This window comes from Engelhardtia mirabilis, assembly GCF_007748095.1.
In the GTDB taxonomy this organism is placed as follows: Bacteria; Planctomycetota; UBA1135; order UBA1135.
The window spans coordinates 2,184,462-2,199,631 of record NZ_CP036287.1 but is presented as its reverse complement, the minus strand read 5'-3'; the positions used below and the strand labels follow the sequence as shown (position 1 = coordinate 2,199,631).

General features: G+C 71.4%; 11 protein-coding genes. 7 read left to right on the top strand and 4 right to left on the bottom strand.

Annotated elements, in window-relative coordinates:
• Nucleotides 1-23 precede the first annotated feature (23 nt).
• Complete coding sequence (locus tag Pla133_RS08035; protein WP_145064399.1) at nt 24-272, top strand: hypothetical protein; 249 nt, start codon at nt 24-26, stop codon at nt 270-272.
• 242 nt (nt 273-514) lie between these two features.
• Nucleotides 515-2,203: a gamma-glutamyltransferase family protein gene (locus Pla133_RS08030; RefSeq protein WP_145064398.1), complete on the top strand. Its 1,689-nt coding sequence runs from the start codon at nt 515-517 to the stop codon at nt 2,201-2,203.
• 534 nt (nt 2,204-2,737) lie between these two features.
• On the opposite strand, the gene Pla133_RS08025 is transcribed toward Pla133_RS08030, so the two are convergent.
• Nucleotides 2,738-4,192, bottom strand: coding sequence for a hypothetical protein (locus Pla133_RS08025; RefSeq protein WP_419195433.1), 1,455 nt, complete (start codon nt 4,190-4,192; stop codon nt 2,738-2,740).
• Nucleotides 4,104-5,213, bottom strand: a complete 1,110-nt coding sequence (locus Pla133_RS08020) for a DUF429 domain-containing protein (RefSeq protein ID WP_145064396.1) — start codon at nt 5,211-5,213, stop codon at nt 4,104-4,106. The genes Pla133_RS08025 and Pla133_RS08020 overlap by 89 nt, the downstream gene beginning before the upstream one ends.
• A gap of 105 nt (nt 5,214-5,318) precedes the next feature.
• On the opposite strand from Pla133_RS08020, the gene Pla133_RS08015 reads away from it, so the two are divergent.
• The 5 genes from Pla133_RS08015 to Pla133_RS07995 all read left to right on the top strand — a co-directional run bounded on the left by Pla133_RS08015 (nt 5,319) and on the right by Pla133_RS07995 (nt 12,678).
• Complete coding sequence (locus Pla133_RS08015; RefSeq protein WP_145064395.1) at nt 5,319-6,092, top strand: TetR/AcrR family transcriptional regulator; 774 nt, start codon at nt 5,319-5,321, stop codon at nt 6,090-6,092.
• Nucleotides 6,089-7,519, top strand: a complete 1,431-nt coding sequence (locus Pla133_RS08010; protein ID WP_145064394.1) for an efflux transporter outer membrane subunit — start codon at nt 6,089-6,091, stop codon at nt 7,517-7,519. Before Pla133_RS08015 ends, Pla133_RS08010 begins: the two co-directional genes overlap by 4 nt.
• Complete coding sequence (locus Pla133_RS08005; RefSeq protein ID WP_419192238.1) at nt 7,516-8,673, top strand: efflux RND transporter periplasmic adaptor subunit; 1,158 nt, start codon at nt 7,516-7,518, stop codon at nt 8,671-8,673. The genes Pla133_RS08010 and Pla133_RS08005 overlap by 4 nt, the downstream gene beginning before the upstream one ends.
• 9 nt (nt 8,674-8,682) lie before the next feature.
• Entirely contained in the window at nt 8,683-11,874 is a 3,192-nt protein-coding gene (locus Pla133_RS08000; RefSeq protein ID WP_145064392.1) for an efflux RND transporter permease subunit, read from the top strand.
• A gap of 192 nt (nt 11,875-12,066) precedes the next feature.
• On the top strand, nt 12,067-12,678 hold the full coding sequence (locus tag Pla133_RS07995; RefSeq protein ID WP_145064391.1) for a hypothetical protein: 612 nt from the start codon (nt 12,067-12,069) through the stop codon (nt 12,676-12,678).
• A gap of 306 nt (nt 12,679-12,984) precedes the next feature.
• Here Pla133_RS07995 and Pla133_RS07990 read toward each other — a convergent pair whose 3' ends face one another.
• Nucleotides 12,985-14,394, bottom strand: coding sequence for an ATP-binding protein (locus Pla133_RS07990; protein ID WP_145064390.1), 1,410 nt, complete (start codon nt 14,392-14,394; stop codon nt 12,985-12,987).
• On the bottom strand, nt 14,391-15,071 hold the full coding sequence (locus Pla133_RS07985; protein ID WP_145064389.1) for a response regulator transcription factor: 681 nt from the start codon (nt 15,069-15,071) through the stop codon (nt 14,391-14,393). Before Pla133_RS07985 ends, Pla133_RS07990 begins: the two co-directional genes overlap by 4 nt.
• Nucleotides 15,072-15,170 lie beyond the last annotated feature (99 nt).

Sequence of the window (15,170 nt, the reverse complement as noted above, 5' to 3'; positions counted from 1 at the left end):
GGGCCGGCGCGGCGGAGAACCCCATGAAGAACAAGATCCTGATCCTGCTCGGTGCCATCGGTGCGGTGGCGGCCCTGGTCGAGCTGACGTCGGCGCCGGAGGCCGGGCCCGAGCGTGAGAGACACTCGATGGCGAGCGGGACCGCCTCGGGGCTGCTTGAGGTCGCCATTCCCGAGGTCGCGGTGCCGAACTTCGGTCGAGACGACGAGAAGCCTTCGAGCGACGAGCGTGGGCCGGTGCAGTTGCGAGTGCCCAAGGGCCTGGGCGACTGACGACTGAACGCTGGAGGAGGGCCGCTGAAGTCCGGCCCCGGACGACCGCCCACTGAAGGCTGGCCGCGGAGGAGCCCCCGGTCACGATCCGCGGCTGGCGATCGGGGCCGAGCAACGGAGGTCTCCGAATGCCGTACATGGCGGGCGCGGACTCGGACGCCGGGACGCCCCGGGACCTGTACCGCGGGCCCGATTGTCTCCACCCCGTGGGGCCCTGCGGGCCGGATCCTTAGGCTGCGGCGATGAATCCCACGTCGATCGCCCTCGGCCTCGCGCTCCTCGTACCCACCGCCCTCGCGGCCCAGGACCGGATCACGGGCGCGCCCTTCGCCACGCGATCGGAAGTTCTCGCGACCGGTGGGATGGCGGCGACGAGCCAACCCCTCGCGACCCAGGCCGCGCTCGAGATCCTGCGCGCCGGCGGCAACGCGGTGGACGCGGCGATCGCGGCCAATGCGGTGCTGGGCCTGACCGAGCCCACGGGCAGTGGCATCGGCGGCGACCTGTTCGCGATCGTCTGGGACGCGGAGGAGGGCCGGCTCTTCGGGCTCAACGGCAGCGGTCGCAGTCCGCGCTCCCTGACGCTGGAGGAGTTTGAGCGGCGGGGGCTGAAATCGATCCCGCCCCACGGTCCCCTGCCGGTGAGCGTGCCCGGTTGCGTGGACGGTTGGTTCACGCTGCACGAGCGCTTCGGCGAGCTGCCGATGGAGCGCATCCTGGCCCCGGCCATCGGCTACGCGCGCGAGGGCTTCCCGGTCACCCAGACCATCGCCTACTACTGGCAGGCGTCCGCGCGGATCCTGCACCCCTATCCGGGCTTCCGCGAGCAGATGACGATCGACGGGCGCGGGCCGGAAGAGGGCGAGATCTGGCGCAACGAGAACCTGGCACGGACCTACGAGGTCCTGGTCGCCGGCGGTCGCGACGCCTTCTACGAGGGCGACATCGCCCGCACGATCGCCGCCTTCATGGCCGAGAACGACGGATTCCTCACCTACGAGGACCTCGCCGCGCACCACTCCGAATGGGTCGAGCCCGTCGGCGTCGACTACCGCGGCCACACCCTGTGGGAGCTGCCGCCCAACGGCCAGGGCATCGCGGCCCAGCAGATCCTGCAGGTGCTCGAGGGCTACGACATCGCCGCGATGGGCCTGGGCAGCGCGCAGTACCTGCACCTGTTCGTCGAGGCCAAGAAGCTGGCCTTCGAGGACCGCGCGCGGCTCTACGCGGACCCGGATTTCTTCGAGACCCCGATCGCGCGGCTCGTCTCGGACGAGTACGCGGCCGAACGCCGCGCCCTGATCGGCGAGCGGGCGTCGAAGCACCTGCCCTCGGGCTTTCCCGACCAGGGCGACACGGTCTACCTCTGCACCGCCGACGCCGCCGGCAACATGGTCTCGCTGATCCAGAGCAACTACCGCGGCATGGGTTCCGGCATGACCCCCACGGGCTTGGGCTTCGTGTTGCAGGATCGCGGCGAGTTGTTCGACCTGACGCCCGGGCGGGCGAACAGCTACGCCCCCGGCAAGCGTCCCTTCCACACGATCATCCCCGCCTTCCTGACCCGCGCCGACGGCGCGCGCATGGCCTTCGGCGTGATGGGCGGCGCGACCCAACCGCAGATGCACGCGCAGATCGTGGTCGACCTGGTGGACTTCGGCCTGGGCCTGCAGGAGGCCGGCGACACGCCGCGACTGATCCACTCGGGCTCGTCGCAGCCCACCGGCGAGCGCATGGAGGACGGCGGCGTGGTCAACCTCGAGAGCGGCTTCGCGCCCGAGGTCGTGCGCGAGCTGATGCATCGCGGTCACCGGATCGAATGGGCTCGAGGCCCCTACGGCGGCTACCAGGCCATCTGGCGAGATCCGCAGACGGGTGTCCTGCGCGGTGCCAGCGAGTCGCGCAAGGACGGTCACGCGGCTGGGTTCTAGTGTCCTGGATCAGAAATTCGGCGTCACTTCCCGGAGGTCCGATCGATGCTGGCTAGACGCGTATCCGCTGCGATACTCGGAGGAGGCGCTGGTGACGCCAGCGGCGATCGGAGCCCGGGAAGTGACGCCGAATTTCTGATCCAGGACACTAGCCCGGAACGGCTGGCACTCTCGGGCACGCCCCTGGGCGGTCGCGAAGTGGATCTTGGCTGTCGATCGGCTCGACCTGTCTCGATTGCCGACCCTCGCGCCCGGCGCAGGTCCGCGAGCCGAGCCCGGCTGGATTCGACGGCGCTCCGGAGTGCTCGTCGATCCGCGGGACAACCCCGCGGGGCCAGCCGAACTCGCCGGCTGTGGATCCAGGGGATCGACGCGGACCGGTGACCTGGAATCGGGCGTCGACGGCCAGGGCCAGGCGCGGGCCACCGCTGGCGACAGGGCGCCCCGCGCGAGTGGCACGACGACCGCGGCGAGATCGGCACCGACGACGACCGACGCGGGGAGTTGGGTCCGCGCGCCGGCCGTCGTCGCGACTCAGCCGAACAACTCTTCGGGCAGCGTCGACTCGGGCGGATCCGGTCGACCGTCGAGCTCTTCGAGCAGCGTCGCCGCATCGGGCCCGAAGTCGGTACGGCCGCCGTCCGGGAAGGGCAGCTTGACCTCGCGGTCTTGACGCTCCTCCCCCATCGCCCCGTTCGGGCGCGACTCGGCCTGGGCCGCGACCCGCTGCCTCGCGGCGGACTCCCGCAGTCGGTCCAGATCGTCGCCGCGCACCGCAGTGGCCTCGACCGAGCGCGAATCGCTCGGCCGCACGGCCCTGGCCTCGTCCAGGCGGTTGCGCAGGATCCCGTCGCGGGTCGCCGCTTCGCGTTCTGAACGCTCGGCGGCCACGCGCTCGCTGCCCTCCCTCGACCGCTCGTCCACGGCTACGTCGTCGCTCCGAAGGCGAGCCTCCGATTCGATCTGGCGCTCGGTCGACGCCTGCCGCTCGATGCCGCGCTCGACGTCCTCGCGGACGAGCTCGACGCTGTCTCGGTTGCGCTCGACCTCGAAGGTGTCGGCCTCGCCCCGGCGCGCCCGGTCGGCGGCCTGGTTGTCGATGCGAGTCGCCTCGTCGACGGCCGCGACACCGCGGGGCGCATCGCCCCCGATCCCTCGCTCTTCCACCACGGCACGCTGCTGTGCGACCACGTCCTGGCGCGATTCGGTGCGGGTCTCCTCGTCCGCGCGCGCGGCCTGGATCCGCTCGTTGATGCGTTCCGTGGCGACTTCCCGAGGTGCCCTCGGGCCCTCGGCGTCCCTCTGCGGCGCAGCGTCGGAGCGATCTGTCGCCTCGCCACGCGAAGCGGACGTCCGAACCCCGTCATCGGGCCGGCTTCGACTCACCTCTCGCTCCCGCGCCTGTTCAGCGCGGGCTTCTGGGCGATCCACCCGCTCGCGCGCGGCTGGCCCCTCGGGGCGCTCACGCTCCACGGGCCCCTCGGGTCCCTCGCGCGTCTGAACGCCCTCGGGTCGCTCGCGCGCTTGAATACCCTCGGTGCGCTCGCGCGCCTCGGTCCCCTGCGGGCGTTCGCGCAGGGATGACGTACCGTCCCGCTGGGTCGCGGCGGCGCGCGACTGATCTTCGCGCAAGAGGCGGTCTTCCGCCTCACGTGAGATGGCGATCTCGTCGACGCGCCGAGCCTTCGGCAGCTCACCAGCCGTCCGCCGATCCGGCGGCCCCCCAGCCGCCTGATCGACTTGCCGCACCTCGGAGATCGGGCGCGGCGCCTGGTCCCCGGGCAACGGGGCAGGAATTCTTTGAAACATGTGGGCCCCCCTTTGATTGGTCCCGCACGCCACTTCGGCGCGGCGCGTGACGCCGCTGGAGCCCAGCGCGAGATTCCTCGAGGACACCGCCTCAGGGCCGCCAGAGGTGGAGACTGAGGTCGACGCGCCCACCCCCGGTGAGCTGGACCCCCTCGCGCTCGAGACGTCGTCGCTGTTCACCGGTGCTCGAGCCGTCGCCGCGGGGGCTGATGCCACCCGAGGCGTTGACCACTCGCCACCAGGGCAGCGAGGTGCCCGGGGGCAAGTCGCGCAGGCAACCGCCGACGAAGCGCGCACGACGCGGGAGCCCCGCTTCGGTCGCAACGAGACCGTAGGTCGCCACCTTCCCCGATGGGATCGCGTCGACCGTGGCCAGGACGCGTGCTCTGCGCTCGTCCGTCTGGCCCCGCACAGCCGGCCGTCGCGCCATTCCGAACGGGCGAAGGGTGTCGATCCGAGTTCGCTGATCGTCGACCGGCGTCGGGACCGACGACGCGCCGAAGATCTGCATCGGCAGGCCGCGTCGATCACGGTCCAGCTCGCCCTCGGGCAATCGCAACGCCGTGCCCGCGGCCACGTCGCGGGCCGCGACCGCCAGGACCATCGCATCGAGGATGTCGTCGAGGGCTACGTCCTTGCGCCGCGTCGCGGCGGCGAAGTCCGCGAAGGCGTCGAGGGATCCGGCGACCGCGGCCTCGAGCAGGCGCGCGCGCGCGTGCCGGCCGGCCGTGGTGCGCTTGGGGGCTTCGAGCGGCGCGCCGGCCAGGCACGCGAAGGCTAGCTCCGGATGGCCTTCGAGGACTCGGGACGCGTCGTCCGCGCTCAGAGCTCGATCCAGCTCGGCGATCTTGGGGATCAGGTGGAAGGCCTGGATCGAGAGGCCCAGGCGCCCCACCTCGCCGTGCTCGCGCGCGCGGAGCATCGCGCGGGTCGGCGGGTTGAAGACGCTCGAGCGGCGCGGGCCCAGGCGTTCGCGCGCCGCGCGGTCGCAGTCCCGGGCGCGCGCGCGGCCGCCGGGGAAGAGGCCGATCGGCATGTCGATCACCAGGGGATCGGCGGGGTCCGCGATCAGGGCCCGAGCCGACTTGACGAGGTCGATCTCGATCCGACCCGCGGGGCTCAGCCGGGCCCGGACCCAGCCCGCCCGGCAGCCGTCGACCCCGGTCCAGGGACCTCGGGGGAACCTGCGAAGGCGCTTCATGGCTCCCGAGGTTGCCGGCCGCCGCCGGCGGAATCCGGCCCCCAGGCTGAAATTTGGTGTTGCAGGCGCACCTGGAGCCCGCTATCAAACGATCGTTTGAAACACATGTTGGACTCCGACGATCAGCAGCCGCCCGCTCAGCCCCCGGCCTCGCCCGCGGCCGAGTCGCCCGCCCGGGGGCAGGTCGATCCGTCGTCCGACGTGAGCCGCGACACCCGCACGCGCCTGCTCGACGCCGCCGAGCGACTCTTCGCCGAGCGCACCTTCGCGTCGACGTCCCTGCGACAGATCACGGCAGCGGCCGACGCCAACATCGCCGCGGTCCACTACCACTTCGGGTCCAAGGACGAGCTGTTCCGCGCGGTGTTCCACCGGCGCGTCGGACCGGTCAACGACCGACGCTTGCAAGGGCTGCGCGCGCTGCTCACCGCGGCCGCGCCCGCCGAGCCGAGTCTGGAGGACGTGCTGCGCGCCCTGGTCGAACCCGCGGCGGCGTTGCGGGCCACGCCGGCCGGGCGCTCCTTCGCCTGCCTGATCGGACGCTCGCTGAGCGCCGACGGTCCCCACTGGAAGACCATCGAACGGGAGTTCGAAGGGGTCAAGGCGGAGTTCATGCCGGTCTTCGTGCGGCTTTGCCCGGAGCTCTCGACCGCCGACCTGGTCTGGCGCCTGCACTTCGGGCTGGCCTCGCTCTGCATGGTGCTGTCCGACACCGATCGCCTGCGACTGGCGACCGGGGGCCTGTGCGATCCGGACGACGTGGGCACCGTCGTCGAGCAGATCGTCTCCTTCACGGCCGCGGGCCTGCGCGCCCCGGCCACCGCTTCGCCGACCGGTCCCCGTGCCGGCCGTCCATCGAACCTGGATTCCGACCGATGAAGCAACTTGCGACCTCGCTGCTCGGCCTGTTGGCCCTCGGCTCCTGCGCCGCGATCGATCCGCCCGAGGCCCGAGCTCGGGTCGAGGCGCCGCCCCTGCCCGATGTGTTCGTGGCCGACGAGAGCGCCCCGCCCGCCGCCGAGCAGGCCGCCGACGCTTGGTGGGAGGAGCTCGGAACACCCGAGCTGGACGCGCTGATCGTCGAGGCCCTGGAGCGCAGCTACGACCTGCGCGCGGCCCTCGAGCGGGTGGCCCAGGCCGACGCCGAGGCGGAGCTCGCGGGCGTCTCCCGTCGGCCCCAGGTCAGCGCCGGGCTCTCGGCCGATCGCTCGCGACGCAACTACGTGGGCCTGCCGATCCCCGGTTCGGGCGGGGTGCTGAGTTCGACTGCGACGACCTTCGGCCTGTCGCTCAACCTCTCCTGGGAGCTCGACCTGTGGGGCCGACTGTCGGCGCTCGAGCGGGCCGCGGAGCTGCAGCGCGACGCCACCACCGCCGACTTCGCTGGGGTGCGCCTGTCCATCGCGGGTCAGGTGGCCAAGGCCTACGTGAGCGCGGTGGAGGCAAAGGCCCAGCTGCGGGTGGCCGACGACGCAGTGGAGATTCGCCGACGCTCGCTGCAGTTGGTCCAGGACCGCTTCGAGGGCGGCCTCGCGCCGCGGCTCGAGCTGGAGCAATCCCGCACCCAGCTCGCGAACTCGGAGGCCCTCGTCGCCGGGCGGCGCCGCGCGGCGGAGGCCTCGATCCGGCGGCTGGAGATCCTCATGGGCCGCTATCCCTCCGGCGATCTGCAGGTGGCGGACAGCCTGCCGAACCCGCCGGAGCGCCCGCCGGTCGGCATTCCCGCCACGATCGTCTCCCGGCGCCCGGACCTCTTCTCCGCGGAACTGCGCCTGCGCGCGGCTGACGAGCGCTTCCAAGCTGCCCGGGCCGACCTGTACCCGCGGCTGGCGCTGACGGCGTCGGGCGGCACCAGCTCGAACGAGCTCGGCGACCTGCTCGACGGCGACTTCCGCGTCTGGAGCCTGGCCGGCAACCTGGTCCAGCCGATCTTCGAGGGCGGTCGCATCCGCGCGCAGATCGCATCGAGCGACGCGCTCGCGAGCGAGGCCAGCGCCCAGTTCGCCGGAGCCGTGCTGCGCGCCTGCGCCGAGGTCGAGATCGCCCTGGACGCCGAGGACGACCTGGCACTGCAGGTGACGCACCTGGCGTCGGCGGTCGAGAGTTCACGCGCTTCGGAGGCGCTGGTCGACGAGCGCTACCGCTCCGGTCTCGAGAACCTGCTGCAGCTCTTGATCGAGCGGCGCACCCGACTCGACGCCGAGAGCGCTTGGCTCGACACGCGGCGCGCTTGGCTCGAGAACCGGATCGACCTGCACCTGGCCCTGGGTGGCGGGTTCGACGCCACCGCGGAGGTGCAGGAGTGAAGCCGGTTCTGTTCCAAGTGGCCCTGTGCGCCGTGATCCTGGCCCTGGGCGCCGCAGGCGTCAGCGCCCTGGTCGCCTCCCGTGGCGAGGTCCAGGTCGAGCCGCGCGAGGCCGTGGTGCCCCTGGTCCAAGTCCAGTGGATCGAGCTCTCGCCGTTGGTGCTCGAGGTCCAGAGCCAGGGCATGGTCGAGTCGGCGCGCGAGGCGACGATCGCGGCCGAGGTCGGTGGCCGCATCACCCGCATCGCCGCCCCGCTCGAGTCGGGCGCGCGGGTGCACCAGGGCGACGTGCTGGTCGAGCTCGATCGCCGCGACCTCGAGATCGCGCGCATTGCGGCGTCCGCGGCCGTGGCGGAAGCGCGCGCCGCGCTCGAGCTCGAGCAGGCCGAAGCCGAGATCACGCGCCGCGACCTGCTGGCCTCGGGCGTGGACGAACCCAGCGCCCTCGCGCGCCGCGAGCCGCAACTGGCCCGGGCCCAGGCGCGCTTCGACTCCGCGGTGGCGGCTGGCGAGAAGGCGCTCCTCGATCTGGAGCGCACGGTGCTGCGCGCGCCCTTCGACGCGGTCGTCGATCGCCGCCTGGTCGACGCGGGGCAGGTGATCGCGGCGGGCACGCCCCTGGCGCAACTGATCGCGACGGAGGCCTACGAGGTGGCCCTGCCCCTGGGCGCGGCCGACCTGGCGCGCCTCGAGCCCCTCGGCGTGGGCGAGATCGACGGCCCAGCCGTGGAGTTGAGCGTGGAGGTCGACGGGCGACCGGCGACCTTCAGCGGCCGCGTCGTGCGCACCGCGGCGCAGCTCGATCCCCGCTCCAGGAGTCTAATGGCGATCACGCGCATCGACGCCCCCTTGGACCAGGGCTCCGCGCCCCTGCGGCTGGGTGCCTTCGCAAGCGCGCGCATCGCGGGCCGCGAGATCGAGCGCGCGGCCACGATTCCCACCGAAGCCCTGCGTGGCGCCGATCAGGTCTGGATCGTCGACGCCGACCAGCGGCTGCAGCGCCGCACGGTGCAGGTCGTCCAACGCGGCACCGACGATGTCGTGATCGAGTCCGGCCTGTCCGATGGCGAGCGGGTGATCACCTCCGCCCTGGACCTCGCGGTCGACGGGATGGCCGTCGCGGTCGAGCAACCCGACGCTCCCGCGCGCAACTGAGGCCAGGCCATGGACAAGTGGATTCGCTGGTTCGCAGGCAACGGCGTCGCCGCCAACCTGCTGATGGCCCTGATCCTGGTAGCCGGCGTGGTGACCATCCCGACGATCCAGGTGGAGGTCTTCCCGGAGCTCTCCTCCGACATGGTCACGATCCAGGTGCCCTACCCCGGTGCCGCGCCCGAGGAGACCGAGCAGTCGATCTGCGTGCGGATCGAGGAGGCCATCTGGGACGTCTCGGGAGTCGAAGAAATCACCTCGACCGCCGCCGAGAACATGGCCACGGTGACCGTCGAGGTGCGCAGCGACGCCGACGCGCGCGAGGTCCTCGACGACGTCAAGGTCCGGGTGGACGCGATCGACACCTTCCCCGACGAGGCCGAGCAACCGATCGTGGCGGAGCTGGTCACGCGCAAGCCGGTGATCGACGTGACCGTCTTCGGAAGCACGGACGAGTTCACCCTGCGGCGCCTGGCCGAGCGGGTGCGTGAGGAGCTCTCGGCCCTGCCCGAGATCAGCCAGGCCCAACTGGCCGGCGCGCCGCCCTACGAGATCTCGATCGAAGTCTCCGAGGACAGCCTGCGCCAGTTCGGGCTGACCTTCGACGAGGTCACTGCCGCCGTGCGGCGGGGCTCGATCGAGCTGCCCGGCGGCTCGGTCAAGACCCGCGGCGGCGAGATCCTGCTGCGCACGGCCGGCCGCGCCAAGGAGCGCGAGGCCTTCGAGGCCCTGGTCGTGCGCACGGCCCCCGACGGCAGTCGGCTCACGGTGGGCGACGTGGCGCAGGTCGTCGACGCCTTCGCCGACACCGACGAACGCACGCGCTTCGACGGGCTGCCATCGGCCCAGATCCGCGTCTACCGCGTGGGCGACCAGAACGCGCTCGAGATCGCCGCGGCCGTGCGCGACTACGTGGAACGCACGCGCCTCGACCTGCCCCAGGGACTCAACATCGACACCTGGCAGGACCAGTCGATCATCCTCCGCGATCGCCTGCGGGTGATGATCCAGAACGGCCTGAGTGGACTGGGGCTGGTGTTCGTGGTGCTGGCGCTGTTCCTGCGCTTCCGCCTGGCCCTGTGGGTGGCGCTCGGCATCCCGGTGTCGTTCCTCGGCGCCCTGGCGATGCTCCCCCACCTGGGTGGCTCGATCAACTTGATCAGCCTGTTCGCCTTCATCCTCGTGCTGGGCATCGTGGTCGACGACGCGATCGTCGTGGGCGAGAGCGTGCACCGCTTCCAGGAACGGGGTGAGGGCGGCATCAAGGGCAGTCGCCGCGGCGCCCTGGACGTGTCGCAACCGGTGCAGTTCGCGATCTTCACCACCGTGCTGGCCTTCGTGCCCATGGCCCTGCTCGACGGGTTCAGCGGGCGCATCTGGTTCATCATCCCCGCGGTGGTGATCCCGACCCTGCTGTTCTCCTTGATCGAGTCGCTGCTGATCCTGCCGGCCCACCTGGCCCACAGCTCGCACCTGCTCGACCGCCTCTCCGAGCGCCCGCCCTTCGTCTGGTGGGTGCGCTTCCAGAAGCGCATCGCCGATGGCCAGGAGACCTTCGTCGACCGCTTCTTCACGCCGACCCTGAGGGCCGCGCTGCGCTTCCGCTACGCGACGCTCAGCGCCGGGCTCGTGGCCCTGGCCCTGACGCTCGAGACGGTCGCGGGCGGGCACATCCGCTTCGACTTCATGCCCCCGGTCGAGGCCGACAACGTGGCGGCGCAGGTGTCGATGCCCCTGGGAACGCCGATCGAACGCACGGCCGCCGCGGCGGCCCAGCTCGAGGCCGCGATCGTGGAGCTCAAGGACGAGCTGGCGGCGGAGGGTCAGCCCGACCTGATCCGGCACTGGTTCACCGCCGTCGGCTCCCAGCCCTTCCGCGGCGATCAGAGCTCGAACGGCGGCCGCATCGGCGGCAGCTTCTCCGGCGAGCACCTGGCCGAGGTGACCTTGGAGCTGGCCCCGGCGCAGGAGCGCGAGGTGCCCTCGCTCGAGATCGCCAAGCGCTGGCGTGACCTGGTCGGCGAGATCCCCGGTGCGATCGAGCTCGAGTTCGACTCGGACCTGATCGCCTCCGGCAAGCCGGTGCACGTGCGCCTGCAGTCCACGGACACGTCGCGGCTGCGTGCCTTGACCGACGACCTGCGCGCGGAGCTGCGCGACCTGCCCGGCGTCTTCGCGATCGCCGACACCTTCCGCGAGGGCAAGCGCGAGCTGCGCTTGGACGTCAAGCCCCAGGCCCAGGCCCTGGGTCTGAGTCGCGCGGAGTTGGCGCGGCAGGTGCGACAGGGCTTCTACGGCGACGAGGCCCAGAGCATCCAGCGCGGGCGCGACGACGTGGACGTGATGGTCCGCTACCCCAAGGACGAACGGCTGTCCCTGGCCGACGTCGCGGCCATGCGCGTGCGCACGCCGGACGGTGGCGAGGTGCCCTTCGGCGAGGTCGCCACCGCCTTCGAGACGCGCGGCGATTCGACCATCATGCGCGCGGACCGCATGCGCGCGATCGAGGTCACGGCCGACGTGGACGACGCCATGGCGGACCCCAACGCGGTTCGCGCGCGGCTGCAGGAGGAGATCCTCCCGCGCCTGGTCGCCGCCTACCCCGGCAGCCGCTGGTCCATGGTGGGCGAACAGCAGGAGCAGGCCGAGACGATCTCGCAGCTCGCGCGGCTCTACGCCGTGGCCCTCTTGGGCATCTTCGCGCTGATGGCGATCCCGTTCCGGTCCTATTTCCAACCCCTGATCGTGATGAGCGCGATCCCCTTCGGCCTCGTGGGCGCGGTCGGTGGACACCTGTTGACCGGCTACCAGCTCTCGATGATCTCGGTCCTGGGGGTCGTCGCCCTGGGCGGTGTGGTCGTCAACGACAGCCTCGTGCTGGTGGACTTCGTGAACCGCGAACGCATCGCCCACCCGCACAAGTCGGCCTCACAGGCCGCGATCGATGCCTGTCGGACGCGCTTCCGGCCGATCCTGTTGACCTCCCTGACGACCTTCGCGGGGCTGACCCCGCTGATGCTGGAGCGCTCGGTGCAAGCCAAGTTCCTGATTCCGATGGCCATTTCCCTGGCCTTCGGGGTCGCCTTCGCCACGTTCATCACCCTCGGGCTGGTGCCGTCGCTCTACCTGATCCAGGAGGACGCGCGGGGCTTGGTCCAGCGATTGCTGCCGGGCCGTCCGAGGGTGGATCGCGCCGTGCAGTGACCGCTGGACCCCGACAGCGGCCCCATGGCCCTGGCTGAGGCCGAATTGGCCCCCGTCGCCGTCCCGGATGCGGGGCGGCAATGGGCGGCGTCCCTGGGTCCGAACTTCCCGCGACCCCCAGTGCCCGGTCGGCGCGAGCATTGGGACGTTGAATCGCCCGACGCGGACTTCTGCTAGCTTCGCGATCGTTCCATGCCGACCCTCGCCCCCCTCATCGCCGCGTGCATTCGGCGCATCGACGCCGGACTGGATCCCTGCGCCGACGATCTCGAGCAGCTCGCGATCGCCTTGGACAACGAGCCGAGCGAACAGGAGCTGCTCAGCATCGGGCGGCTGATCTCGGACCCACGGCGCGCCAACCATCTGGGCGAGCTGGTGGACGCGATCCACCGCGCCTTCGAGCGAACGCCGCGTGCTCGGCGGCGGTTCGAGCAGGACGTCGCCGTCCCCGGGCTGCGACGCGCACCGCAGTCCGCGCCCCGCGACCGAGAGTTGGTCGGTCTCTACGCCTGGACGGAGCACGGCGACGAAACCAGCTTCGCCCTGACCAACACCGTGCTGCTGCTCCTAGCGCCCGAGGGTCACTTCGCCCGCGGTCCCGCCGATCCGGCCGCGAAGCCCAGCGACGGACTCACCGGCCAGGACGCCGGCGACCGCGGGGTCTGGAGCAGCGCGCGCGGTCGGCTTCTGCTCGCGTCCGACGTCGGCCGCCACGAGAGCTACGCCTTCGTGCGCAAGGCCCGTTCCCTGCACCTGACCGACGACCACCGGGTGCGGCGGTTGTTGCGCCCGATCACGGACTAGTGTCCTGGATCAGAAATTCGGCGTCACTGCCCGGGCTCCGATCGCCGCTGGCGTCGCCAGCGCCTCCTCCGAGTATCGCAGCGGATACGCGTCGTCGGCGCGCCTAGTGTCCTGGATCAGAAATTCGGCGTCACTTCCCGGGCTCCGATCGCCGCTGGCGTCGTTGCGCCTCCTCCGAGTATCGCAGCGGATACGCGTCGTCGGCGCGCCTAGCCAGCATCGATCGGACCTCCGGGCAGTGACGCCGAATTTCTGATCCAGGACACTAGCCCGATCAGGCTGGAGGCCTGGCCCTCCCGGGCCGCGTCAGTCGAGCGGAACGGTGACCCGGGCGCGCACGCGGTCGCCTGCCAGGGCCATGCTGAAGCTGTAGCCGCAGGTCTGCGCGAGCTGATCGACGAGTGCCAGCCCGAGACCCGTGTGCACGGCGTCGGTGCGCGCGTCGTCCTTCTTCCAGAAGGTCTCGGTCAGGTGCTTCATGTCCCCGGGCTCCAGTCCGGGGTTGGTGTTCTCGATCACGAACTGCACGTCGTCCTGGCCACGCCAGACCTCGCAGGTGACCCGGTCCCCCGCGGGTGCATGCTGGATCGAGTTCGACAGCAGGTTGATCAGGATCAGGTCGAGCAGGTCGGGATCGGCGGCCAGCTCCAGGTCGTCGCGCAACTTCAGCTCGAACTCGATCCCGCGGCCGCGGGCGCTCTCGCCGACCGAGCGGATCGCGCGCTCGAGCACCGCGGACGAACTCAGCACCTCGCGCTTGACCTCGAGTTCGCCCGCCTGGGCCCGCGCCACGCGCAGGAGGGTCGTCGCGATGCGATCCATCTCGGTTGCGATGGCGTAGGCCTCGGCGACCGTCTTGGCAGCGAACTCCGGGTCATCACCCAGGCGCAGGGCGACCTCGGTCAGGCCGCGCAGCTCCGCAATGGGCGTGCGCAGCTCGTGGGCGATGTTGTTGGTGGTGCGCCGTTCGCGCTCGAAGGCGGCGTCGAGGCGGTCGAACAGGGCGTTGGCCTGACCGGCGATGGGACGCAGTTCCCCCGGCAGGTCGACCACGGGGAGACGGCGCTCGAGGGTGTCCTCGTCGAGGTCGCCGAGGCGATCGGCGATGTCCTCCAGGGGCCGCAGGCCCCGCCGAACCACGGCGCGGACCCACACCCCGAGCCCGATCAACGCCGCCAGGGCTCCGAGGGACAGGGGCACGAACAACGACTTCTGCGCCTGGCTGAGCATGAGGCGCGGCGTCGCGACGATGAACAGTGCACGGCGCGGCTCACCCTCGGGGTCCGCGACCTCGAGCACCATGGCCACCGCCCGTCCAGAGCTTCCGCCGGGGAGCTCGAGGTCCGCGGTCACCGCGCTGTTGCTGGCCCAGGCCTGCTGGATGCGCTCGGGATCCAGGGTGATGTCGGCACCGACGCCGAGGGTGGGCGAGCGCGCGAGTTCCTCGCCCTCGAGATCCACGACCTGGAACACGTCGCGCTCGAAGGGCCCCTCGTAGTCCTTGTAGAGGGCGGTCTCGTAGGGGAGCGAGACCATCCCGTCGGAGTCCCACTGCGCGGCCGCGCCCAGGGAGAGCACCCGCGTGTAGAGGTTGTCGTCGAAGTAGTCGATCAGGAACGCGTCCACGCGAGTCCAGATCAGGAGCCCGACCAGCAGCAGGGTCGCCCCCACCCCGCCGACCAACCACAGGGTCAGGCGACCGACGAGGGTCTTCAACGGTCCTCGCGCGCCTCGAGCACGTAACCCAGCCCGCGGCGAGTGTGGATCAGGGGCAGATCGTCAGGCCCGCCGATCTTCGCCCGCAGGCTGCACACCGCGCGATCGACGGCGTTGCTGGTGGGCAGGCTGGTCTCGTCGTAGAGGTGGTCCTCGATCTCGATCCGCGACACGGTCTCGCCCAGGCGCCGCGCCAGGTACTCGAGCAGCGCGTACTCGCGGGTCGAGAGGTCAATGCGGCGGCCGGCGCGCTCCACCGACTTGGCGCTGGTGTCGATCATCAGGTCCCCGACCGTGACCTCGGGGCTCTTGGCGTTGTAGACCCGCCGCCCGAGGGCCTCGAGTCGGGCCAGGAGCTCGTCGAACGCGAAGGGCTTGACCAGGTAGTCGTCGGCCCCGCGGCGCAGGCCCGTGACCCGCTCGTCGACGGTGTCCTTGGCGGTCAAGACCAGGACGTGGGTGTCGTTACCCTCCTCGCGCAGGGTCTGGAGCACCGTCAACCCGTCGATCTTGGGCAGCATCAGGTCCAGCACGATGGCGTCGTACTGGTTGTTGCGGGCGTAGCTGAGGCCAGCCTCGCCGTCCCCCGCGACGTCGACCCCATGGCCCTCCTTGCGAAGGCCGGTGGTCAGGGCGAGCTGGAGCCGCTCGGAGTCCTCGATGAGCAGGATTCGCATGGTCGCCCACAGACTAACCCGCCGAGTGGCGCGGGTCCCGGGGGACATGAGCGAGGCCACAGGATCGGGCCCGGGTCGGGTCCGAGGGGACCGGGCTCC